The sequence below is a fragment of the Streptomyces sp. NPDC001985 genome (assembly GCF_040296845.1).
GTDB lineage: Bacteria > Actinomycetota > Actinomycetes > Streptomycetales > Streptomycetaceae > Streptomyces.
On record NZ_JBEOYB010000060.1, the window covers coordinates 1 to 21,922 of the forward strand.

Consider the following 21,922-nt stretch of genomic DNA (forward strand, 5'->3'; position numbering starts at 1 on the left):
GCTCAAACGCCGGAGGGGCTGAGGTGGTGCTGCTCAATCGCCGGAGGGGCTGGGGTGCTGCGGCTCAAACGCCGGAGGGGCTGGGGTGGTGCTGCTCAATCGCCGGAGGGGCTGGGGTGCTGCGGCTCAAACGCCGGAGGGGCTGGGGTGGTGCTGCCTCAAACTCCCCCAGAGCTGCCTCTGGGAGGTGCCCCCAGCGAGGCTGGATTTCGTACCTCGCCCACCTGCGAGGGTGAGGTGGTGCTGCCCAGACGCCGGAGAGGCTGGGAGGGGTGGCTCACACGCCGGAGAGCCTGGGTGGGCCTGGCCTACGCTCCGGAGGAACCGGAGAGGTGCGGCTCAACCCGCGGAGAGGCGGGGGTCGCACGGCTCAACCCATGAAAAAGCGGGGGTCGCACGGCTCAACCGGCGGGCCGGGGTCGTGCCGCTCAACCCATGGAAAAGCGGGGGTCGCACGGCTCAACCGGCGGGCCGGGGTCGTGCCGCTCACGGTTCGGTGGGGGCGATGGCGCACGCGCCCGGGCTGCGGGGTGCCGGGGTTGTGGCTACGGCGGGTCCCCGGCGGCGATACGGGCCAGGCGGCGCGCCTCCCCGCGGGCGACCCGCGCGATCGTGGCCTCGTCGGCGGTGGTCAGCCGCCCGTCCTCCACCACCGCCCTGCCGTGCACCAGCGACAGACTCACCGGCGCGGGCGCCCCCAGCACCAGCGCCGCCACCGGGTCGGCGATGGTCGAGTGGGCGAGGGTGTCCAGCCTCCAGAGGACCAGGTCCGCGAGTTTCCCGGGCTCCAGGGAGCCAATGTGGTCCGCGCGGCCGAGCACCCGGGCGCCGCCGTGGGTGCCCAGACGCAGCGCCTGGCGGGCTGTCAGCGCGGCCTCCCGGTGGGCGCCGAGCCGGTTGATGAGCAGGGCGTTCCGCAGTTCGGTGTGGAGTTCGCCGGACTCGTTGGAGGCGGTCCCGTCGACCCCGAGGCCGACCGGCACCCCGGCCCGCAGAAGATCGGGGACCCGGGCGATACCGGCGCCGAGCCGGGCGTTGGATGAGGGGCAGTGGGCGACACCGGTGCCGGTACGGGCGTACGCGGCGATGTCCCGGTCGCCCAGGTGGACACAGTGGGCGAGCCAGACATCCGGCCCGAGCCACCCGGTGGACGCGAAGTAGTCGGTGGGCCCCATCCCGAACAGCTCCTCGCAGAACCGCTCCTCCTCCGCGGTCTCCGAGCCGTGGGTGTGCAGCCGCACCCCCGCGCCCCGGGCGAGTTCGGCACCCTGGCGCATCAGTTCCGTGGAGACGGAGAACGGGGAGCAGGGCGCCACCGCGATCCGGGTCATCGACCCGGGCGAGGGGTCGTGGTGCGCTGCGATGGTCTCCTCGGTGGCGGCGAGCGCGCCGTCGAGCGTCTCGACGGCGAAGTCCGGCGGCAGCCCTCCCAGGGAGGTGCCCCGGTCCATGGAGCCCCGCGCGAGAGTGAGGCGTACACCCAGCTCGCGCGCGGCGCCGACGATCGCCCCGGACAGATCCCCGGCGCCCCGTGGATACACATAGTGGTGGTCCGCGGCGGTGGTGACCCCGCCGCGCGCCATCATCGCGAGCGAGCCGCGTGCCGCCGCGCCCACCATCTCCTCGTCGATCCGGGCCCAGGTCGGATAGAGCGCGACGAGCCAGTCGAAGAGACGGTGGTCGGTGGCGAGCCCCCGGGTGATCCACTGGTAGAAGTGGTGGTGGGTGTTGACCAGCCCGGGGGTGGCGAGGTGCCCGGACGCGTCGACACGGCGGACGACGTTCTCCAGCCCGCCCGGCGCGTCCCCCGCGCCGACGGACTCGATCAGATGGTCCGCGACGACGAGATGCCCCCGGCGGTGCTCGGTGTCCTCCGCGTCCACGGTCGCGATGGCGCAGTTCTCGATGACGATGCGACGCGCACCCGGCATGGCGGGACCTCTCTCCTCGGTCGGACGGTCAGACCGCGCCCGGGCCGGGCGGGATCAGGGAGGGGGCTCCGTCCCTGAGGACGGTGGCCTCGATCAGCCCGTGGGGGCGGTCGGCGGCGAGGTAGACCTCGTGGTCGTTGGTGAGGCCGAAAGGGGCCAGATCCACCAGGAAGTGATGGTTGTTCGGCAGGGAGAGGCGGATCTCGTCCAGTTCCCCGTCGCCCTCGATGACGGACGCCCCCATCCGGTAGAGGGTCTGCTGGAGGGAGAGCGAGTAGGTCTCGGCGAAGGCCCGCAGCAGGTTCGCGCGCGCCTGTCCGTACGAGGTGTCCCAGTCGGGCGCACGGGTGGCGTCCGAGGCCCAGGAGTAGCGCCAGCGGGCACGGACATCGGTCGCCAGAATCCGGTCGTACGCCTCCTGGAGTGTGGTGTACCTGTCCTTCACATAGCCGGAGAACTCGGAGTCCGTGGAGTTCAGCACGGTGAGGCCGTCGAGCCCGGAGACCACCTGCCACCGCTCGCCGTCGTAGCCGATCCGGCTGACCCGGGTCTCCCGCCCGGTACGGACGAAGGAGTGCCCCGTTCCGCCGTCCCCGGGGGAGTTCTCGACGCGGCTCCAGCCGTGTTCCTCGATCCGGATGCCGGCCCGGTGGACCGCCGGCTGCGAGGTGACGAAGTGGCGCGCCAGTTCGATCCCGAACTCCTCCGCGGAGGCTATCCCCCGCTCCTTGGCGAAGGCGTACACGGTGTTCTTGGTGGTGTCGGTGGGCAGCAGCCCGGAGTTGGAGCCGGAGTAGTGGGCCTCGTCGAACTCTCCGGCGAGGGTCACCGAGACGGTGAGGTCCTTGATGTGGTGGACGGCGCCCTCGCGGATGACCCGGACGACGCGGACACCCGCCTTGCCGTACTGGTTCTGGCCGAGAATCGTGGGCATGGACCAGGGCCTTTCGTCGGGATCGGGCGGGATCAGTGAGCGGGGTCCGGTGCCGTGCGTCGCGAGGCGGAGGATCGCGCCACGGCGGTGGGGGTGCCTCCCGTGCCTCCCGTGCCTCCCGTGCCCGCCGGGCACGCGAGCCCGGCGAGGTCCCGGCGAGGTCCCGGCGCAGGGCCCTAGCTCCCCCGGTAGACGGAGTAGCCGAACGGGCTGAGCAGCAGGGGTACGTGGTAGTGCTCACCGGCCACGACCGCGAAGGTCACGGCCGCCTCGGGGAAGAAGGGGAGGAAGGGGTCCGTGCCGGGGTGTTCCCGGGCGAGGTGGGGCCCGGTGGCGAAGTCGAGGCGGGCGTGGACGGTGCCCGCCGGGAGGGGCGGCAGATCCTGGCAGCGGCCGTCCGGGCCGGTCGCGGAGGCTCCGATCTCCACCCACGCGGCCCGGGGCCCGCGCCGGGCCGAGAGGGTGACGGCGACCCCGGCGGCGGGCCGTCCGGCGGCGGTGTCCAGGACGTGGGTGGAGACCGACGCGGTGGTGTCCGTGCGCATGCGCTGTCCTCCTCCGTGAGGCGTCGGGGCCCGCGCTTCAGATGTCGGCCGCGAGGCGGGCGAGCCGGATGCGGTTGATGCCGCCCAGTTCGGCGCGGATCGCCTCCCGCTCCCGTTCGGGCGGGTTCCCGAGCCGCAGCCGGGCCCGGTCCCGCAGCTGTCCGGCCGTCAGACCGGTGGCGCAGATCAGCAGGACATGGCCGAATCTTCGCTCATAGGCGAGGTTCAGCCGGTGCATCTCGGCTCTGAGCGCGTCGTCGGCGCCGTCCATCCCGCGCTGTTCCCGGGAGGAGAGCGGGTCCCCCGCTTCCGGGCGGCCGATCGGCGGGTGCCCGGCGACGGCCTCGGCCAGGTCGTCCGGCGTCAGCGCGGCCAGGGCTGTGTCACCGGCGGCGAGCAGGGCCTCCGGGTCGGGGTAGGGGCGGCCGGCGAGCACCCGCTCGCACCAGGTGGTGCTGGCGCAGACCCGGTGGAGCGCCGCGGCGGCGGAGTGCTCCGGCGCGGCGTTGAACGGGCCGAGCCCGGCGGGCGGTACGGGAGGGGTGGGCGGCGGGCGGTGCGGAGTCGACGTCACGGGAGCCTCCGTGGGCCGTGGGGCGGGCGGGAGCGCGCGGGGTGGGCCCACAGCTAACGCCCTCCGCCCGGTGCCGTCAACAGTCTGTTGAAGCACGATGGGGCGCCCGGAGGCCGGGGTCAGCCGCCCTTCGCCGCGTTCTCCCTGTTCAGATAGTTGTAGACGGTGAAGCGGCTCACTCCGAGCGCCTCGGCGACCGTCTCCACCCCGTGGCGCACGGAGAACGCGCCCCGCGCCTCCAGGCTCCGCACCACCGACTGCTTGGTCCTGCGGTCCAGTTCGGCGAGCGGCCTGCCGTGGCGGCGCTCCAGGGCGGCCAGCAGCCGGCCCAGCGACTCGGAGAGCTGCGGCAGCCGCACGGCGACGACGCTCTCGCCCTCCCAGGCGAGGACCACGTCGTCGGGGCCGGCCTGCCCGGGGGCGATCAGCTCGGCGCCGAGGGCCTCGACCAGCGGGCCGACGGCCCGGGCGAGCGGGTGGTCGCCCGGCGGGGACCCGGTCATGTGCCGTCCTCGACGGCCGTGTTGACCTCATCGGCCACAGTGACCTGGAGCGAGATCCGGGTCGCGCCGGCGGCCAGGGTGCGGCGCAGCAGCGCGCCGACCGTGCCGAGCACCGCGTCGGCGGTGCCCTCGGCGGTGTTGCCGAACGGGCCCACGTCCACGGCGTCGAGCCCGGCCCCGGGCGCCCCGATGACCTCACGGGCGACGACGGCGTGGGCCGGGGTCTCGTCCAGGTCGAAGGGTTCGGTGGTGAACTCCACTCTCAGTCGCACCCGCACAACCTAACGCCCCGGGAGCGGGGGCCGGGGCGACGGGATGGGGGAACCTCTCCCTCCGGTGGGGTCGTTGGTGGACGATGGAGGCACAACGGTGGTGACGGTGGGGTGGGTGAGGGATGTCCGACGCGGTACCGGTGCGCTGTCCGTCCTGCCGGCGCGAGCATGAGTACACCGCGCCGGTCTACCCCTGTGCGTGCGGCGAGCCGCTGGCCCCGCCGCTGCTGCCGGCCGCGCCGCCGGAGCGGGTGACCCGCAGGACCTGGGCGGAGGACTGGGTGCTGGTGCGCTGCGGCGGGTGCGGCCGGCGCGACCACTGGCCGCAGCCGGAGCTGGGGTGTCCCTGCGGGGTGGTGCTGCGGATGCCGGTGCGTCCGGCGGGGCCGTCGCCGCGCCCGTTGTTCCGGCCCGTCACCATACGGAACGAGCGGGACGCCGTGACCGTGGCGGCGCGGTATCTGCGGTGGCTGGGGTACCGGGATGTGGTGCGGCAGGAGTTCCGGCCGCCCGGCGGGGCCGGTGTACGGGCGGCGGGGCTGATCGCGCGGGTCGATCCCTCGGCGCGGCCGGTGCTGCCGCGCGAGGTGGAGTGTCTGTGGCTGAGCGGGATGGCGGCGTCGGCGTCGACCGCGTACTTCGCGCTGGCGGGGTACGCGGAGGAGACGAGGGCGCGGGCGGAGGGGCTGGGGGTGCCGCTGTTCGTGCTGGAGGTGACGGGGAGGGCGGAGCCGGTGAACGCGGCGGCGATGCGGCTGGTGCTCACGGGGGCCTGAGTGCGGCGGCGGGATCGACCCGCTCGGAGCCGGCGGAGGGCTCTTCGTGTGGCGGAGGCGCGGGGCTCCCCGGCGGGGCGGGGCGGAGGCGGAGGCGCGTGGTGAGGTCTCCAGGGGGCGGAGGATACTTGAGGGATGCGTATCCGACTGGTCACTGACGCGGAGCTGCCACGGCTCCAGGACATCGAGCGCGCCGCGGGCGAACCGTTCCGGGGGCTCGGGATGGGGGAGATCGCCGACGACGATCCGCCCGGGCTGGATGTGCTGGAGCGCTACCGGGCGGCACAGAGCGCCTGGGCCGCCGTCGGCGACGACGGAGTCGTGGTCGGGTATCTGCTGCACGAGGAGATCGACGGGGCGGCCCATATCGAGCAGGTCTCGGTGCACCCGGCCGCCGCGCGGCGCGGCGTGGGGCGGGCGCTCATCGAGCATCTCGCCGCCCGCGCGTCGGCGGACCGGACGGCCGGCATCACGCTCACCACCTTCGCGGCGGTGCCCTGGAACGCCCCCTACTACACCCGCCTCGGCTTCCGCACTCTCGGTGAGGACGAGCTCACCGAGGGCCTGCGCGAGGTCAGACGGGTGGAGAAGCGGCTCGGTCTGGACCGCTGGCCCCGGGTCTGCATGCGCCGGGAGCTCTGACGCCCGGCTCACCCCCCGCCCGTCCCGTACCGCTCCCTCAGCTCCACCTTCCGCACCTTCCCGCTCACGGTCATCGGGAAGGTCTCCAGGATCTCCAGCCTGCGCGGGATCTTGTAGTGCGCGAGCCGCTCCCGGCAGAAGGCGGCGATGTCGTCCAGGGTCGGCGGGGCGGCGGGGTCGCGGGGGATGACACAGGCGAGGATCTCCTCGCCGTACCGGCTGTCCGGAACACCGACGACCTGCACATCGGCGACCCCGGGGTGGGTGTACAGAAACTCCTCGATCTCCCTCGGGTAGACGTTCTCGCCGCCCCTGATGATCATGTCCTTGATCCGGCCGACGATCCGCACACAGCCGTCCTCCCGCATGACCGCGAGATCCCCGGTGTGCATCCAGCGGTCGCGGTCGACGGCCTCGGCGGTCCGCTCGGGCTCGTCCCAGTACCCGACCATCACGCTGTAGCCGCGGGTGCACAGCTCACCGGAGCGCCCGCGCGGCACCGTGGCCCCGGTCGCCGGGTCGACGATCTTCACCTCCACATGGGGCAGCACCCGCCCGACCGTGCCGGTGCGGCGTTCCAGGTCGTCGTCGCGCCGGGTCTGGGTGGAGACGGGGGAGGTCTCGGTCATGCCGTAGCAGATGGAGACCTCGGCCATGTGCATCTCGGTGACCACCCGCTTCATCACCTCCGCCGGGCACGGTGAGCCGGCCATGATGCCGGTGCGCAGCGAAGTGAGGTCGTAGGAGGGGAAGTCGGGGAGCTGGAGTTCGGCGATGAACATCGTCGGCACCCCGTAGAGGGAGGTGCAGCGCTCCTCGTCGACCGCGCGCAGGGTGGCCGCCGGGTCGAAGGACGGCGCGGGGATCACCATGCACGCACCGTGCGAGGTGGCCGCGAGATTCCCCATCACCATGCCGAAGCAGTGGTAGAAGGGCACGGGTATGCATATCCGGTCCTGCTCGGTGTAGCCGAGCAGTTCCCCGACGGAGTAGCCGTTGTTGAGGATGTTGTGGTGGGACAGGGTGGCTCCCTTGGGGAAGCCGGTGGTGCCGGAGGTGTACTGGAGGTTGACGGGGTCGTGGCACTCCACCCGTGCCTCGCGGGCCGCCAGCTCGTCCGGCGTGACCCCGGCGGACGCCGCGAGCAGGGCCTCCCAGGAGGTGTCCCCGATGTAGTGGACGGACCGCAGTCCGGGGCAGCGCGGACGGACCTGTTCGACCAGGGCGCGGTAGTCGGTGGTCCGGTGGCGCGGGGAGGCGCAGAGCACGGAGACGCCGGCCTGGTTCAGTACGTACTCCAGCTCCCGCGACCGGTAGGCGGGGTTGATGTTCACCATGATCGCGCCGATGCGGGCGGTGGCGTACTGCACCAGCACCCACTCCGCGCAGTTGACCGCCCAGATCCCGACCCGGTCGCCCCGGCCGACGCCGGTGCCGATGAGTCCGCGCGCCAGCCGGTCCACCTCGGCGCCGAACTCGGCGTAGCTCCAGCGGGGTCCGCCCGCGACCACCAGGGCGTCGCGGTCGGGGTGGGCGAGGACCGCGCGGTCGAGGTTGGCGCCGATGGTGTCGCGGAGCAGCGGCGCGGTGGCGGTGCCGCGGTCGTACGAGAGTGCTCCGGCGCGGTCCGTGGCCATGGCGGGTCCCGTCTGTCGTGCGGGCGGTTCGGTCGGTTCGGTCGGTTCGGTCGGCGCGGAGCGGGATGTCACAGCTCGTCCTCCGCGTACTCGTCGGTGGAGCCCTTCGCGGTGCGTTCGCGCAGTTCGATGCGGCGGATCTTGCCCGAGACGGTCTTCGGCAGCTCGGCGAACTCGATCCGCCGCACCCGTTTGTACGGGGCGAGGACGGAACGGGAGTGGGCGAAGAGGAGCCGTGCGGTCTCCGGGCCCGGCTGCCAGCCGTCCGCCAGCGCGACGTACGCCTTCGGGACGGCGAGCCGCAGCGGATCGGGCGCGGGGACGACCGCCGCCTCCGCGACCGCCTCGTGTTCGAGGAGCGCGCTCTCCAGCTCGAAGGGGGAGATCTTGTAGTCGGACGCCTTGAAGACGTCGTCGGAGCGGCCGATGTAGGTGATGTACCCGTCGGCGTCGCGCGCGCCGATGTCCCCGGTGCGGTAGTACCCGTCGGCCATCGCCTCCGCCGTCCGCTCCGGGTCGCCGTGGTAGCCGGTCATCAGACCCACCGGGCGCGCCGAGAGGTCGAGGGCGATCTCCCCCTCCTCCGCGCCGGGTTCACCGGTGACCGGGTCGAGCAGCTCCACCCGGTAGCCGGGGCTGGGGCGGCCCATCGATCCGGCCTTGAGGAGCTGGCCGGGGCTGTTGGAGACCTGGACGGCGGTCTCCGTCTGCCCGAAGCCGTCCCGGATGGCGACGCCCCACTCGCGCCGCACGGTCTCGATGACCTCGGGGTTGAGCGGCTCCCCCGCCGCGACCGCCTCGCGCGGCGGCACCCGCAGCCGGCTCAGATCGGCCTGGATCAGCATCCGCCACACGGTGGGGGGCGCGCAGAAGCTGGTCACGCCCGCGCGGTCCATCCGCGCCATCAGCGCGGCCGGGTCGAAGCGGCGGTAGTTGTGGATGAAGACGGTGGCCTCGGCGTTCCACGGCGCGAAGAGGTTGGACCAGGCGTGTTTGGCCCAGCCGGGCGAGGAGATGTTGAGGTGGACATCGCCGGGGCGCAGACCGATCCAGTACATCGTGGCGAGATGGCCGATGGGGTAGGACGTATGGGTGTGCTCGACGAGCTTGGGGCGGTCGGTGGTCCCGGAGGTGAAGTAGAGCATCAGCGGGTCATCGGATCGGGTGATCCCGTCGGGCCGGAACTCCGCTTCGGCGGAGGCGGCGTCGCGGTAGTCGAGCCAGCCGGGGGGCGGTTCGGCGCCGACCGCGATCCGGGTGTAGTCACCGGGTACGGAGTCGAACTTGGCCGTGTCCTCGGTGCGTACGAGGACGTGCGCGGCCCGGCCCCGTTCGACGCGGTCGCGCAGATCGAGCGGGCCGAGGAGGGGGGTGGCGGGGATGACGACGGCGCGCAGCTTCATCGCCGCGAGGGCGGTCTCCCACAGTTCGTGCTGGTTGCCGAGCATCACGACCAGCCGGTCCCCGGCCCGTACCCCCTGGGCGCGGAGCCAGTTGGCGGTCCGGTCGGAGCGGCGGGACAGTTCGGCGAAGGAGAGTTCGATCGCGGTACCGTCCTCCTCCACGATGTGCAGGGCGGTGCGGTCGTTGCCGTCGGCGATGACATCGAACCAGTCGAGCGCCCAGTTGAAGCGCTCGGGCCGGGGCCAGGCGAAGCCGTCGTACGCGCTCCGGTACTCCTCCCGGTGTCGCAGCAGGAAGTCCCGGGCCGCCCGGAACTCCCCGGTAGCGCCGCTGCTTGCCGTCATGTGCCCTCCTCATTGCCTCACCACTCAGTAGCATCGTGTAATCAGTGACGTACGTCTCACCACCCCCGATCGGGGGTGGCCCCGCCGGGCCCCCCGCGGGAGACCCCCTGCGGGAGAACGGGAAGTGGAGCGGTGTCCGAACCGGCCGAGGCGGTGGAGATGCGGGCGGCGCTGTTGCGGCTGCGCCGTGCGACCGGGATTCCGATCACTTTCGGGGGGCTGCTGCTCGATGCCCAGCGGCTGCGGATCGCGCAGCTCAGCGGGGCGCAGACGCAGGCGCTGCACGGGCTGGCGATCTGTGCGGGGAACGGTCTGGGCGGCAAGTCGATGGCGCTGTCGCGCCCGTGCGCGGTGACCGACTACCGCGAGGCCCGGCACATCAGCCATGAGTACGACGCGGCCGTCTCGGCGGAGGGGCTGCGCTCGGTGCTCGCGGTGCCGGTGGTGGTGCGGCGGAAGGTGCGCGGGGTGCTGTACGGGGCGCTGCGGCGGCCGGTGCCGCTGGGTGACCGGACCTTCGACGCGGCGGTGGCGGCGGCGCGTGATGTGGAGCAGGCGCTGGTGGTCAGGGACGAGGTGCAGGGGCTGCTGGCCATCGCCCGGGAGCCCACGGCGGGGCTCGGCGCCTGGGAGGAGGTGCGGGAGATCCACGGAGTGCTGCGGGCGCTGACCCCCCGGGTCGCCGACCCGCTGCTGCGGGAGCAGTTGACAGCCGTCTGCGGGCGGCTGGCCGCGGCCGGCGCGGGCCCGCTTGCCGGGACGGGCGCCGGGGAGCGGGCGGGGACGGTGTCGCTGGCGCCCCGCGAGGTGGATGTGCTGGCGTGTGTCGCCGCGGGCTCGACGAACGCGGTGGCGGCGCAGCGGCTGGGGCTGCGCCCGGAGACGGTGAAGGGGTATCTGCGCGCGGCGATGCGGAAGCTGGGCGCCCACACCCGGCTGGAGGCGGTGGTGGCGGCCCGCCGGGCGGGGCTGCTGCCGTAGCCCCGCCGGGCGCGGCCCGGCGCCCCCGGCCCGCAGGGTGGGGACAGGCGGAGGGGCGGAAAGAGGCACCCGCGTGCCCCCGGGGGCTTCCCGGGGGGCACCTCCCGGCGCGGGAGTCGGGGGCCTGGCAGGACCGGACCGCCGGGCAGGCAGGCGGACGCGCGGACCGCAGGACGGGCAGGACCGGGCGGACTCGCGGGCGGCGGGCGAACTCGCGGGCGCCGGGCGAACGGACCACCCGGCGGGCGGGCGCGGGCCGCCGGACGGGCAGAACCGGGCGGACTCACGGGCGGCGGGCGGACTCGCGGGCGCCAGGCGGACAGGCGGGCGGACAGGTGGGCGGCGGCATGATCCCTCCCCGGCGCTAGGGCGGCGTCAAAGAGCGGGGGTGGGCGGTCAGCGGGGCGTCAGGGAGGTGCCGGGGGGCGGTGGCGGGGGCATAGCTTCGGGTGGCCGGAGCATTCACCGACTTGCCTGCGAAGGACACACCATGGAATTCCCCACCCCCGCGGGCGCGGACACCGCGGACCCCGACGAACGCCGCCCGGCAGGGCCGCTGTACGTGCCGGTGCGGCTCGGCTCCGCCGGAGGCAGGCAGCTGCGTTTTCTGCGCACCCCGCTCGGGGTGCGGACGGCCGTCGGCTTCACCAGCCCGGAGCGGCTGGCCGGGGCGCTCGGCCCGGACCAGCGGTGGATCAGGCTCGCGGAGCCCGCGCTCCGCTCTCTCGCGGAGCCGCTCGGGGTGACCGCGGTGACGGTGGACCCCCGGCTCACCGCCCCGGCCCCGGGCGCCCGCGGGTCCACGGCCCGCTCGGCGGCGGGGGTCTGTGCCCGCCGCCGGGAGTGGGGCCCGGACGCCGTGGCCCCCGCCGTCTCCGGCTGACCCGCACGCGCGAAGCACTCGACCCATGGACAGAGGTGTACGGATGACGGTGGTACCCGCGAACCCGGTGCGCTTGCCCGAGCTGGCCGCCCCCTCGGTGTGGCCCGCTTCCGCCGTGCTGGCGCCCGGCGGCGATGTGGCGGTGGGAGGGGTGTCGCTGACCGAGCTGGCCGAGCGGTACGGAACCCCCGCCTATGTGCTGGACGAAGGGGAGGTGCGGGCCCGTGCGGCGGCCTGGCGGCGGGCGCTGCCGGACGCCGATGTGGTCTACGCGGCCAAGGCGTTCCTCTGCCGGGCGGTCGTGGACTGGATGGAGCAGGAGGGGCTGGGGCTCGACCTCTGCTCGGCCGGCGAGCTGGAACTCGCCGCCACCCGGGGCTTTCCCGCCGAGCGGATGGTGCTGCACGGCAACGCCAAGTCTCCGGAGGATCTGCGGACAGCGCTGCGGCTCGGGGTGGGCCGGATCGTCATCGACTCCGAGTGCGAGATCGCGCGGCTCGCCGCCCAGGTGCCGGGCCCGGAGGCCCAGCAGGTGATGGTGCGGGTGCTGCCGGGGATCGAGGCGGGCGGCCACCGGAAGATCCGTACGGGCATGGAGGGGCAGAAGTTCGGGCTCTCCATCGCGGACGGGGACGCGGAGGACGCGGTGGCCCGCATCCTGGGGCAGCCGTGTCTGGAGCTGACCGGGCTGCACAGCCATCTGGGGTCGCAGATCGCCTCCCCGGAGCCGTACGCGCTCGCGGTGCGGCGGCTGGTGGCGTTCATGGCGAGAGTCCGGGACCGCTTCGGCATCACCCTGCCGGAGCTGGATCTCGGCGGGGGTTTCGCCGTTGCCTACCGGCCCGGGGACCCGGCGCCCGCCCCGGCGGCGTACGGCCGGCGCGTCAACGACGCGCTGGTCCGCTGCTGCGCGGAGTTCGACTATCCGCTGCCCCGGCTGACCGTGGAGCCCGGCCGTTCGATCATGGCGCCGGCGGGGGTCGCGCTCTACCGGGTGCTGGCGCTCAAGCGCACGGGCGGCCGGGTGTTCGCCGCCGTCGACGGCGGGATGAGCGACAATCCGCGGCCCGCGCTCTACGGCGCCCGGTACACCGTGCGGATGGTGGGGCGCCCGTCGGCGGCGCCGATGCGGGCGACCACCGTCGTCGGGCGGCACTGCGAGGCGGGCGATGTGCTCGCGGAGTCGGTGGAGCTGCCGGAGGATCTGCGGCCCGGGGATGTGCTGGCGGTGCCGGCGGCGGGCGCTTACCACGTGTCGATGGCGTCGGGCTACAACCTGACGGGCCGTCCGCCGGTGGTGGCGGTCGCCGGGGGCCGGTCCCGGCTGCTGGTGCGGCGGGAGACCTTCGACGACCACCGGGGGCGGGACGTGGGCCTCTGAGCGCCGCGTCCGGCCGGGCCCCGGCGGCCCCTCACCGGGCCGTGCCGGGGCGGAGCCAGGCGAGGGCCTTCAGGGCGGCCATGCCGGGCAGCAGATGGTGGGCCCCGGTGAAGTCGCAGTGCCGGGTCAGCTCGGTGGGAACGGCGATCACGGTCATCCCGGCGGCCCGCGCCGCGGCCACACCCGTGATCGAGTCCTCGACGGCGGCGCACTCCTCGGGCGGCACGCCGAGCCGGGCGGCGGCCTCCAGATAGACGGCGGGGTGGGGCTTGCGGAAGGGCACCTGGTCCCCGGTCACCACGGCCTCGAAGCGGTCCGCGATGGAGAAGTGGGTGAGCCAGCGGCCCACCCACGGCCCGTCGGCCGCCGAGGCCACCGCGAGCCGCGCCCCGTCGGCCCGGAGCGCGTCGAGGAGTTCGCGGACGCCCGGCAGCAGCCGTATGTGCTCGGGGGTGAAGAACCGTTCCCAGTGGCTCTCCAGCCGGACGCGGAGAGCCGCGACGGGCGGTCCGCCGAGGGCGTGCAGCATGGCGAGGAGACGGTCGTAGCCGTCGGGGTGGCCGCACACCTCGGCGGCCCAGCGCCGGGCCGGCAGCGGGGCTCCGTACTCCTCGAAGAGCGCGGAGCAGGAGAGGAAGTCGGCGCGGACGGTGTCGACGAGGGTGCCGTCGTGGTCGAAGACGACGGCCCGGACGGCGGGACGCTGGGGTGGGAGCACGGCGGAGCCCTTCCTTCGAGGGCGCGGCCTCAGGGGAGCGGGCGGATCACCCGCGCGGGGTTGCCCGCGGCGACCACCGACGGGGGCAGGTCCCTGGTCACGACGGAGCCGGCGCCCACCACCGCGCCCGCGCCGATGGACACCCCGGGGAGCACGATGGTCCCACCGCCGAGCCAGACGCTGTCCCCCAGTTCGATGGGTCTGGCCTGTTCGCGCAGGGCTCCGCGCAGCTCCGGGTCGAAGGGGTGGTTGGCGGTGTAGAGCTGGCAGCGGGGGCCGATCCAGACATCGGCGCCGATGACGATCGGGGCGCAGTCCAGCAGGACGGCGTCGTAGTTGATCCGCACCCGGGGTCCCAGCTCGATGAAGAAGCCGAACTCGCAGAGGAACCGGGGCATCACCCAGCCGCCGGGGCCGACCCGGGCGAGCAGTCGGCGGAGAATGGCCTCCCGCGCGGGGAAGTCGCGCAGCGCGGTGCGGTTGAAGGCGTCGAGCAGATCCAGACAGCGCAGCCGGTGGGGTTCGAGGAGCGGATCGGACGCGTCGTACATCTCGCCCCGCGCCATCCGGTCCTTGAACCGCTCCAGGGCGGCCGGACCCCCGGCCCGCGCGGCGGTCACCGGCGGCGCAGCCGGACGGTGACCGGCCGGTGGTCGGAGGCGGCGGGGCGGTCGGGGCCGGGTGTCAGCAGGGGGTCGTCCAGGGCGCGGTAGCCGGCGAGGCTCTCCGCGAGGGCGGGCGCGAGGAGGATCAGGTCGATGCGGCGGGGGGCCTCGCACGGCGGGTGGAAGCCGAAGGTGGGGGCGCGGTCGGCGGTGTGGGCGCCGGCGTCGAGGAAGAGCGGGGCGCCGGGGCGGCCGAGGAGCCGGCGGAGCGGGGTGCGGTCGGCGGTGCCGGAGTCCGGCGGGAGGTGGTCGTCGCGGCGGTGGGCGGGGACCTGCTCCCAGTCGGGTTCGGGGTCGCCGGGCGGGACGGAGTTGGCGTCCATGGCCAGGATGGTCGGGGGGCCGGCCGGGTCGGCGTACCGCCGCAGCCGGTCGGACTCGATCAGCCGGTTCGTGGGGCTGAAGGGGTCGAGATGGGCGACGGCGAACCGCAGGGGTTCCGGGTGGCCGGGCAGCCGCAGGGTGACGGCGCCGTGGCCGTGCCAGGCGGCGAGTTCCGGGGGGACGGTCTCGGTCTCCACCCGGGTGATGTCGGGCTGCCAGAAGACCGCGAGGTCGCACTCGGTCTTGGCGGGGAAGAGCACCCCGTCCATGCCGAGGGCGTCCCGGGTGTCGTCGAAGAGCTTCCGGCCGTCGCGGTGCCAGCCCCAGCCCTCGGTGGTCAGCAGGACCCGGGGCCGGTGTGCGGTGATCAGTTCGCGCTGGGCCTCCCAGCGGGCGTGGTCGCCGTCGAGCCGCTCGATCGCGGCCTCGTACAGATTCCAGAACATGATCAGGTCGGTGGGGGCGGAGGCGGGGGCGTCCGCCGGGCGGGAGGTGTGCACGGGGCCGCTCACTTGATGCCGACGACCATGGACTCGGGGCCGTCGAGGTGTTCGGTGTACGAGGAGGTGAAGCCGGTCTCCGCGAGCCAGCGGCGGCAGTCGGCGCCGGTGTAGTCCGCGCCGCCGGGCACCTCCAGATGCATGATCAGGCTGAGCAGCAGACCGGTGGTGTTCCGGCGGCGGTCGTCGTCGATGAGGGTCTCGTAGACGAGGACGGCGCCGCCCGGGGGCAGGGCGCGGTGGGCCTTGGTGAGCAGCAGGAGCCGTTCGTCCGGGTTCCAGTTGTGCAGTACGTGGCCGAGGACCAGCACATCGGCGGTGGGGAGTTCGTCGCGGAAGAAGTCCCCGGCGTGGAAGGTCATCCGGTCGGTGAGGCCGAGGCGGGCGGCGTACTCCTCGAAGCCGGTGCGGGCGGGGGCGAGGTCGAAGCCGATGGCGCGCAGATGGGGGTGGTGGGAGAGGACCTGGCCGGCGAGGGCGCCCTCGGCGCAGCCGATGTCGGCGAGGGTGCGGCGGTCCGGCCAGGGGAACTTCTCGGCGATGGCGCGGGCCGAGCCGATACTGAGGGCGGTCATGTCGCGCTGGAAGGCGCGGAGGGTGGGGGTGGTGGCGCAGATGCCGCCGTAGTAGTCGCGCCCGTCGCGGGCGCCGCGCAGGGCTCGGCCGGTGCGGAGGACGGCGGTCAGTTCGTCGGCGAGCCCGGCGCCCTGGGCGGCGAGGGCGGCGCCGAGGTAGCTGTGGGGGCGGGCGGGGTCGAGGTACTCGGCGGTCTCCGGGGTGTTGCGGTAGTGCCCGTCGTGGCGTTCGAGGAGGCCGAGGGCGACGAGGGCGTCGAAGAAGTCGGTGGCGGGGCGGGGGTGGATGCGGAGGCGCTCGCGCAGTTCGGCGGCGGGGAGGGGGTGGTGGGTGAGGGCGGGGAAGACGCCGAGCTCGATGGCGCTGAGGAGGGTGCGGGTTTGCCAGTGGGACCACATGAGGGTGGTGATGGGGAGGGGGGAGAGCATGCGGGGGCTCCTTGTCCCGGGCGGCCGGCCACCCGGAGCACGCTACCGCCCCCACCCCTCCCCCTCTCCCCCGCCGCGCGGGACCCCGCGGTCCTCAATCGCCGGACGGGCTGGAATTGCCCGGGTTGCCCGTGGCGCGGGGGCCGTCCTCAAACGCCGGACGGGCTGGGATTGCCCGGGTTACCCGTGGCGCGGGGGCCGTATTCAAACGGCGGGCGGGCGGGAACCTCAGCCCGGCCGGTGGTTGACGCGCGCCACCCCAGCACCTCGGGCCGGGCCGAGGCAGCACACCCAAGCCCCTCGGCGTGTGAGCCGCCACCCCCAGCCCCTCCGGCGTGTGAGCCGCCACCCTCAGCCCCTCCGGCGATTGAGGAGCGGGGGTTCGGGGGCAGGCCCCCGACCGAAGCCCGCGGGATGCGGGGACCTGTGGCACAGGGTCCGTCCTCAAACGCCGGACGGGCTGGGATTGCCCGGGTTGCCCGTGGCGCGGGGGCCGTCCTCAAACGGCGGGCGGGCGGGGGGCCGAGGGGGGGAGTCAGGGGGCGGACATGCCGCCGTCTATGGAGAGGGCCTGGCCCGTGATGCGGGTCGCCGAGGCCAGGAAGACCACGAGGGCCGCCACATCCTCCGGCGTCTGGAACTCCCGCTGCGGAATCATCCCCCGCATCCGCTCCCAGCACTCCTCCTCACTCTCCCCCTCCCTCACGAACTCCCCCAGCAGATACCCCCACATATTCGACCGCACCACCCCCGGGCACACCGCGTTCACCCGAATCCCGTCCCTCGCCACCTCCTGCGCCAGCGCCGCCGTGAACCCGATCACCCCGAACTTCGCCGCGCAGTAGTGCGCGATCCTCGCGAACCCCGAGCGCCCGGACACGGACGAGAAGTTGATGATCGACCCGCCGCCATGGGCCCGCATCAGCGGGATCGCGTGCTTCGCGGTGAGGAAGACCCCCTCCAGATTCCCCCGCACCACGGACTGGAATTCGGGGAGTTCCATCCGCTCCACGGTGCTGACATGGGTGACTCCGAAGGCGTTGACGAGGATGTCCAGCCGCCCGGACCCCTCCGCCACCGTGTCCATCAGGGCGACGACCGCGTCCTCGTCGGTGGCGTCGGTCTGTTCGGCGGTGACCTTCAGGCCCTGCCGGGTGAGGCGGGCGGCCAGCGAGGTCGCCTCGGCGAATCCGCCGACGCGGGTGGAGGTGTAGTGGTTCCAGGCGTCGGGCAGCCGGTCGGTGTCGGCGGCCGTGACGGCGGCCCCGCGCCGGGCGAGGGCCTCGGTCACGGCCGCTCCGATGCCCCGGCCGCCGCCCACGACCAGGGCGGTTCTGCCGGTGAGTTCGCTGCCGGGCGGCAAGGTGACGGGGTCAGGGCGTGGATCGTCCATCGGTGGGGTCCTCGCGATCGTGGTCCGGCGGCCGGCCGAAGCCGTAGCCGAGGGGCGGCAGTACCAGGGCGTCGACGAGCCGGGGGAAGGCCCGGTAGTCGGACGGGTCGCGGTGCGGCCGGCGGACGATCTCCCGCAGGGCCGCCCGGTCCGTACCGTCGGGTGCGCTGTCGATGGCGTCGAGCAGGGCGCGGTCGTCGCGCCGGGTGAAGTAGGCGGCGAACACCTCCCGGGCCCGGGAGAGGGCCGGGGCGGGGGACGGCTCCGGCCTCGGGGAGACGGTCAGCCGGTCCCGTACGGTCGGATCGCAGGGCCCCCCGGGGCTCGGGGGGTCACCGGCCAGGGCCCGCAGAAAGGCACGGGTGCCGTAGCGCGCCCGGTCGACGGGGCCGGCGGGGGCGAAGTCGCGGGCGAGGAGCTTGGCCACCAGGGCGTCCTCGTCGACCCGGCCGAGGGGGACGACCCGGTCCATGGTGAACGCGGTGGTGGTGTCGAGCAGGGTGGGGACCAGATTCCGCGCGGGGAGCAGTTCGGCCGCCGGGCCGGCGTCGGCGGCCAGGACCGGCACCCCGTGGGTGAGGGATTCCAGCACCACCCGCCCGAGTGTCTCGCGGGAGGCGGTGCTCGGGAAGAGCAGCACATCGATGTCCGCGAAGAACCCCGCGAGCCGCGCCCTCCCCACCACCCCGGCCGTCCGGGCCGTCCCGGGGGCGGCGCCGAGCGCCGCCAGCTCCCGGCCGATGGAAGCGGGCTCCCAGCGGGGGTGGTTGGGCTTGCCCGCGTACAGCAGGGTGACGGGGCTCCGCCGTCCGCAGCGGGCGACCACGGAGAGCACCTGGTCGAAGTTCTTCGCCAGGGAGAGGGCCCCCAGATAGCCGATGCGCAGCACCCGGTCCGCCGGTGGCCGGGGGCGGGCGGGCAGCCGGGGCGGGAGCAGGTCCAGCAGGGGGTAGACGACGGCGGAGTTCTCCGGGCGCGCGCCGGGCAGATGCCGCAGATAGAGCCCGCGGGTGTACTCGGTGGGGAAGAGCACCAGATCGCCGGGGCGGGTCAGCGGGGCGCACAGCTCCTCCTGGGTCCAGTACCCCGACCAGAGCGCGGTGTGGACCTCGCGCACGATCCGGTAGCCGCCGCCGGTCTCCTCCCGCCAGGCGTGGTGGAGATGGGCGTACGGGCCCGAGCCCGCGTACACCACGTCGCTCGGGCCCGCGGTGGCGAGGCCGCACGGCCCCCGGGTGAGGTCGTGCCAGCTCACCGGCAGCCCGGAGGCGGCGATCAGGGTGGCGGCCTCCCGGTGCATGAGGACGGCGCCGTCGACGGTGCCCGCCGACTGCGGCGAGCGGGGGTCATGCGCGTACAGACGCACTGTCCGTCTCCTGCCCGGTCGCGGTCCGTTCGATGAGTTCGCGGAGCTGGGGCGGGCTCATCCCGTGACGGCGGAGCTGTTCGCCGTGGACGCAGGTGCCGATGTCCCGGCGTACGGCGTGCACGGCCGCGGGGAGCAGATGGCGCTGGCGGAGCCCTTCGCCGAAGCCGCCGTGGGCCCCGTTGTACTCGACGGTCAGAATCCGGTCGCACGCGGCGAGGGCGGCCAGGGTGGCGCCGGGGAGTTCGGGGGCGAGAGCGGCGCAGTGCAGATGCGGCACTCGCGGCCCCCGGTTGGCCTCGGCGACCAGCACCCCGGCGTAGCCGAAGGTGACCACCGCCGTTCGGGGGCCCTGGCGCCGGAGGGGGGTGACCCAGACCCCGCCGTCGGGGTCGGCCGAGCAGTCCACGGGGAGCGGGTCGAAGCGGGCGTCCACCATGCTCAGCACATGGGCGGTGGCGGGGTGGGCGGCGAGCCGGTCGAGACAGGCCGCGAACTCGGCCTCGGTGACGGGTTCGTAGACGCGGGTGTGGAGCAGCTGGCCGAGGAGGTTGGTGGCGTTGTGCGCGCCGCCCCACGCGCCCCAGCTCCGCCCGGCGAGCACCAGCAGATTGCGGACGCCGGTGGTGGCCTCGGTGAGCATGCTGAGCGAGTCCATGTAGTACATCGCGTCGGTGGCGACCACTTTGAGCACGGGCTCGGGCAGGGAGAGGGTGAGACCGACGCCGAGCGTCTCGGCGAGCCCGGTGTTGGTGTACGGGACCTGCCCGCGCAGCCCGAACCTGGCGGCCATGTCGGCGGTGAAGACGGCCAGTTCGCGTCCGGTGCGGCGCTGGTGGGAGGCGAGCATCCGGCCGGTCCCGGCGGCGAAGGAGGGCCGGGCGGGGGTTCCGGCGGGGGGCGGGCGGAAGCTGTGGTCGCCCTTGCGGGTGCGGCAGACCAGGGCGGCCCGGCCGTCCCCGGCGAGCAGGGAGCGCAGGGAGCGCCGCACGGCGGGGCGGTCGTGGCCGTCGACGGGTTCGACCCGGCCCAGATAGGCGCTCAGATAGGCGAGGCTGACCGGTTTGGGGAGGGGTTCGATGCCCTTGCCGTTGGCGTCGACCACCAGGATCAGATTGCGGAGGTCGTGCTCGTGGGCGAAGCGCAGGCACTCGAAGACGACGCCCTCCTGGAGTTCGCCGTCCCCGGCGAGACAGACGACCTTGCGGTCGTCGCCGCGCCGGGCGAGGTCCCAGGCGAGGCTGACGGCCTGGGCGACCCCGACGCCGAGGCTGTAGCGCATGGTGTTGGTGAAGCCGGTGGCGCGGTTGATGACCCCGGTGAGGCCGCCCTGGTGGAGGGTGGCGAGCGGGACGAAGGGGAAGGTGCCGCGCACATAGCGCTCGGCGTAGAAGGCGGGGGCGATATGGCCGCGCCCCACGATGAGTTCGGCGGGGCCGGGGCGGCCGTCGGGGACCAGGCCCAGGTCGAAGCAGGCCCGCACGATGGCCAGGGAGGAGAGGTTGCTGGAGAGATTGCCGGTCCCGGCGAGCTGGTGCATCCGCAGCAGCAGCCGGGCGCTGTCGTGGTAGAGCCGTTCCGGGACGGCGGCGGCGAGTCTGCGCAGCGCGCCGGGCAGCGGGCCGTCGTACCCGCCCTTGTCGAGTTCGGCCAGCTCCCGTTCCACCACGGACGCCTCCTCGGGGGTGAGGCGCGGCAGGGCGGCCCGGGCGGGTCCCCGGAAGAGGGTGTTCAACGGAGCCCCGGGGATGTGTGGTGCCGGGAGGGGCCGCCCGGGGTCCCGGGAGCCGCTGTCTCGTCGAGCGCCGCCGCGAGGATGCCGGCGATCTCGTCGGCCTCGGCCCGGGTGGTGATGTAGGCGGGCGCCAGCACGGCCCAGTCGTCCTGGCCCCGGATGATCAGCCCGCGCCGCAGACAGGCCCGGGCGAGCCGCTCGCCCGCGTCGGGGCCGCCCGTGAGGGTGAGTCCGTACAGCAGGCCGATGGCGCGCAGGGTGCCGCGCCCGTCCAGCGCCCGGCGGAGCCCGGGCTCCAGATGGGCGGCGAGTGCGCTGATCCGGGCGGGGAAGTCCTGCTCGGTGAAGAGGGTCACGGCGGCGAGCCCGGCGGCGGCGGAGACGGGGTTGGCGGCGTAGGTGTGGGTGGGGGCGAAGGAGTACGGGCCGCCGTCGCCGCCCAGGCAGGCCGCGATCCGCTCGGTCATCAGGACCGCCGCGAGGGGGGCGTACCCGCCGGAGACTCCCTTGCCGGCGCACATCAGATCGGGCACCACCCCGAAGGTCTGGGCGGCGAAGGGCGCTCCGGTGCGGCCGAAACCGGTGACGATCTCGTCGAAGACCAGGAGGACGCCGTGCCGGTCGCAGATCTCGCGCAGCCGGGCGAGATAGCCGGGCGGCGGGACGGCCATACCGCGCAGATGGATCACCGGCTCCACGACCAGCGCGGCGACGGTCTCGGGGCCCTCCGCCTCGATGGTCCGCTCGATCAGCTCGGCGGCGCGCTCCCCCGACTCCCCGTGCGGCACGCCGAGGGTGGCCTCCAGACAGTCCGGCGGCCAGACATGGACCACGCCGGGCACTCCGGGGCCGAAGCGTCCGACATCGGGCCGCCCGGTCAGGGAGAGCGACCCGAAGGTCGCCCCGTGGTACCCGTGGTAGTGGCTGAGGATCTTCAGCCGGCCGGGCTCGCCCTCCGAGCGGTGGTGGAGCCGGGCGAGCCGGATGGCGGCCTCGACCGCCTCGGAGCCGCCGTTGACCAGTCTGACGGTGGTCAGCGCGGGCGGCGCGAGGGCGGCGAGCGCGGCGGAGAGGGCGAGCGCGGCCGGGTTGGTGCCGTGCAGGGGCGGGTGGAAGGGGAGCGTCCGGAGCTGTTCGGTGACGGCGGCGACGATCGGGGCGCAGTCGTAGCCGAAGCAGGTGACGAAGACGCCGGAGAGACCGTCGAGATACGGCCGGCCCGCCGTGTCGGCGAGCCGGACACCCTTCCCGGATGCGAAGAGGACCGTGTCCGGCGCGTGGGGCACCTCGAAGCAGTAGGAGGACAGATCGGCCGGCCAGGGCGAGTCGGTCGGGGTCTCGGGGGACAGCATGGCGAAGTCGCCTCCCAGGGAGAGTTCCGGTGACGGACGCGGGACGGGGCGGGCGGGG

At 74.3% G+C, this 21,922-nt stretch carries 21 protein-coding genes; 5 read left to right on the forward strand and 16 right to left on the reverse strand.

From position 1 onward, the window contains the following. Positions 1-545: 545 nt before the first annotated feature. The 6 genes from ABT122_RS24630 to ABT122_RS24655 all read right to left on the reverse strand — a co-directional run bounded on the left by ABT122_RS24630 (position 546) and on the right by ABT122_RS24655 (position 4,759). Positions 546-1,931, reverse strand: coding sequence for an 8-oxoguanine deaminase (locus tag ABT122_RS24630; RefSeq protein WP_351556197.1), 1,386 nt, complete (start codon positions 1,929-1,931; stop codon positions 546-548). Between the two features lie 28 nt (positions 1,932-1,959). After that, positions 1,960-2,865: a factor-independent urate hydroxylase gene (pucL, locus tag ABT122_RS24635; protein WP_351556200.1), complete on the reverse strand. Its 906-nt coding sequence runs from the start codon at positions 2,863-2,865 to the stop codon at positions 1,960-1,962. Positions 2,866-3,041: 176 nt separating this feature from the next. Further along, positions 3,042-3,410, reverse strand: a complete 369-nt coding sequence (uraH, locus tag ABT122_RS24640; RefSeq protein ID WP_351556203.1) for a hydroxyisourate hydrolase — start codon at positions 3,408-3,410, stop codon at positions 3,042-3,044. Positions 3,411-3,447: 37 nt separating this feature from the next. Then, positions 3,448-3,984, reverse strand: a complete 537-nt coding sequence (uraD, locus tag ABT122_RS24645) for a 2-oxo-4-hydroxy-4-carboxy-5-ureidoimidazoline decarboxylase (RefSeq protein WP_351556206.1) — start codon at positions 3,982-3,984, stop codon at positions 3,448-3,450. A 119-nt stretch (positions 3,985-4,103) separates the two neighbouring features. Next, positions 4,104-4,487, reverse strand: a complete 384-nt coding sequence (locus ABT122_RS24650) for a helix-turn-helix domain-containing protein (protein WP_351556209.1) — start codon at positions 4,485-4,487, stop codon at positions 4,104-4,106. Beyond that, on the reverse strand, positions 4,484-4,759 hold the full coding sequence (locus ABT122_RS24655; RefSeq protein WP_351556212.1) for a hypothetical protein: 276 nt from the start codon (positions 4,757-4,759) through the stop codon (positions 4,484-4,486). Before ABT122_RS24655 ends, ABT122_RS24650 begins: the two co-directional genes overlap by 4 nt. Positions 4,760-4,881: 122 nt before the next feature. Between ABT122_RS24655 and ABT122_RS24660 the strand changes: the two genes are divergently transcribed. Together ABT122_RS24660 and ABT122_RS24665 are read left to right on the forward strand one after the other, a co-directional pair. Beyond that, positions 4,882-5,535, forward strand: coding sequence for a hypothetical protein (locus ABT122_RS24660; RefSeq protein WP_351556215.1), 654 nt, complete (start codon positions 4,882-4,884; stop codon positions 5,533-5,535). A 135-nt stretch (positions 5,536-5,670) separates the two neighbouring features. Continuing rightward, positions 5,671-6,177 carry a GNAT family N-acetyltransferase gene (locus tag ABT122_RS24665; RefSeq protein WP_351556218.1) on the forward strand — a complete coding sequence of 169 codons (507 nt, stop codon included), beginning with the start codon at positions 5,671-5,673 and terminating at the stop codon, positions 6,175-6,177. An 8-nt stretch (positions 6,178-6,185) separates the two neighbouring features. Here ABT122_RS24665 and ABT122_RS24670 read toward each other — a convergent pair whose 3' ends face one another. Together ABT122_RS24670 and ABT122_RS24675 are read right to left on the reverse strand one after the other, a co-directional pair. Next, entirely contained in the window at positions 6,186-7,814 is a 1,629-nt protein-coding gene (locus ABT122_RS24670) for an AMP-binding protein (protein ID WP_351556221.1), read from the reverse strand. A gap of 68 nt (positions 7,815-7,882) precedes the next feature. Next, positions 7,883-9,562, reverse strand: coding sequence for an AMP-binding protein (locus ABT122_RS24675; protein WP_351556224.1), 1,680 nt, complete (start codon positions 9,560-9,562; stop codon positions 7,883-7,885). A 159-nt stretch (positions 9,563-9,721) separates the two neighbouring features. On the opposite strand from ABT122_RS24675, the gene ABT122_RS24680 reads away from it, so the two are divergent. The 3 genes from ABT122_RS24680 to lysA all read left to right on the forward strand — a co-directional run bounded on the left by ABT122_RS24680 (position 9,722) and on the right by lysA (position 12,807). Next, positions 9,722-10,543, forward strand: a complete 822-nt coding sequence (locus ABT122_RS24680) for a helix-turn-helix transcriptional regulator (RefSeq protein WP_451067436.1) — start codon at positions 9,722-9,724, stop codon at positions 10,541-10,543. A 490-nt stretch (positions 10,544-11,033) separates the two neighbouring features. Further along, on the forward strand, positions 11,034-11,426 hold the full coding sequence (locus tag ABT122_RS24685) for an SAV_915 family protein (RefSeq protein WP_351556230.1): 393 nt from the start codon (positions 11,034-11,036) through the stop codon (positions 11,424-11,426). Positions 11,427-11,469: 43 nt separating this feature from the next. Then, a complete protein-coding gene (gene lysA, locus ABT122_RS24690) occupies positions 11,470-12,807 on the forward strand; it encodes a diaminopimelate decarboxylase (protein ID WP_351556233.1) in 1,338 nt (445 codons plus the stop codon). A 31-nt stretch (positions 12,808-12,838) separates the two neighbouring features. Here the strand turns inward: lysA and ABT122_RS24695 are convergent, their stop codons facing one another. The 8 genes from ABT122_RS24695 to ABT122_RS24730 form a co-directional block, all read right to left on the reverse strand. Next, positions 12,839-13,525 (reverse strand): HAD family hydrolase, encoded by a 687-nt coding sequence (locus ABT122_RS24695; protein WP_351556236.1) that lies wholly within the window; start codon positions 13,523-13,525, stop codon positions 12,839-12,841. A gap of 29 nt (positions 13,526-13,554) precedes the next feature. Further along, the gene (locus ABT122_RS24700; protein ID WP_351556239.1) at positions 13,555-14,145 is read right to left on the reverse strand and encodes a sugar O-acetyltransferase; all 591 of its coding nucleotides are present in this window, start codon (positions 14,143-14,145) and stop codon (positions 13,555-13,557) included. Next, positions 14,142-15,014 (reverse strand): exonuclease/endonuclease/phosphatase family protein, encoded by an 873-nt coding sequence (locus ABT122_RS24705; RefSeq protein WP_351556242.1) that lies wholly within the window; start codon positions 15,012-15,014, stop codon positions 14,142-14,144. The genes ABT122_RS24700 and ABT122_RS24705 overlap by 4 nt, the downstream gene beginning before the upstream one ends. 8 nt (positions 15,015-15,022) lie before the next feature. Continuing rightward, a complete protein-coding gene (locus ABT122_RS24710) occupies positions 15,023-16,018 on the reverse strand; it encodes a methyltransferase (RefSeq protein ID WP_351556245.1) in 996 nt (331 codons plus the stop codon). Between the two features lie 535 nt (positions 16,019-16,553). Beyond that, positions 16,554-17,411 carry an SDR family NAD(P)-dependent oxidoreductase gene (locus tag ABT122_RS24715; RefSeq protein ID WP_351556248.1) on the reverse strand — a complete coding sequence of 286 codons (858 nt, stop codon included), beginning with the start codon at positions 17,409-17,411 and terminating at the stop codon, positions 16,554-16,556. Next, positions 17,392-18,777, reverse strand: a complete 1,386-nt coding sequence (locus ABT122_RS24720; RefSeq protein ID WP_351556251.1) for a glycosyltransferase — start codon at positions 18,775-18,777, stop codon at positions 17,392-17,394. Before ABT122_RS24720 ends, ABT122_RS24715 begins: the two co-directional genes overlap by 20 nt. Continuing rightward, positions 18,758-20,512, reverse strand: coding sequence for a 1-deoxy-D-xylulose-5-phosphate synthase N-terminal domain-containing protein (locus ABT122_RS24725; protein WP_351556254.1), 1,755 nt, complete (start codon positions 20,510-20,512; stop codon positions 18,758-18,760). Before ABT122_RS24725 ends, ABT122_RS24720 begins: the two co-directional genes overlap by 20 nt. Next, entirely contained in the window at positions 20,509-21,864 is a 1,356-nt protein-coding gene (locus ABT122_RS24730) for an aminotransferase family protein (protein WP_351556257.1), read from the reverse strand. Before ABT122_RS24730 ends, ABT122_RS24725 begins: the two co-directional genes overlap by 4 nt. Positions 21,865-21,922 lie beyond the last annotated feature (58 nt).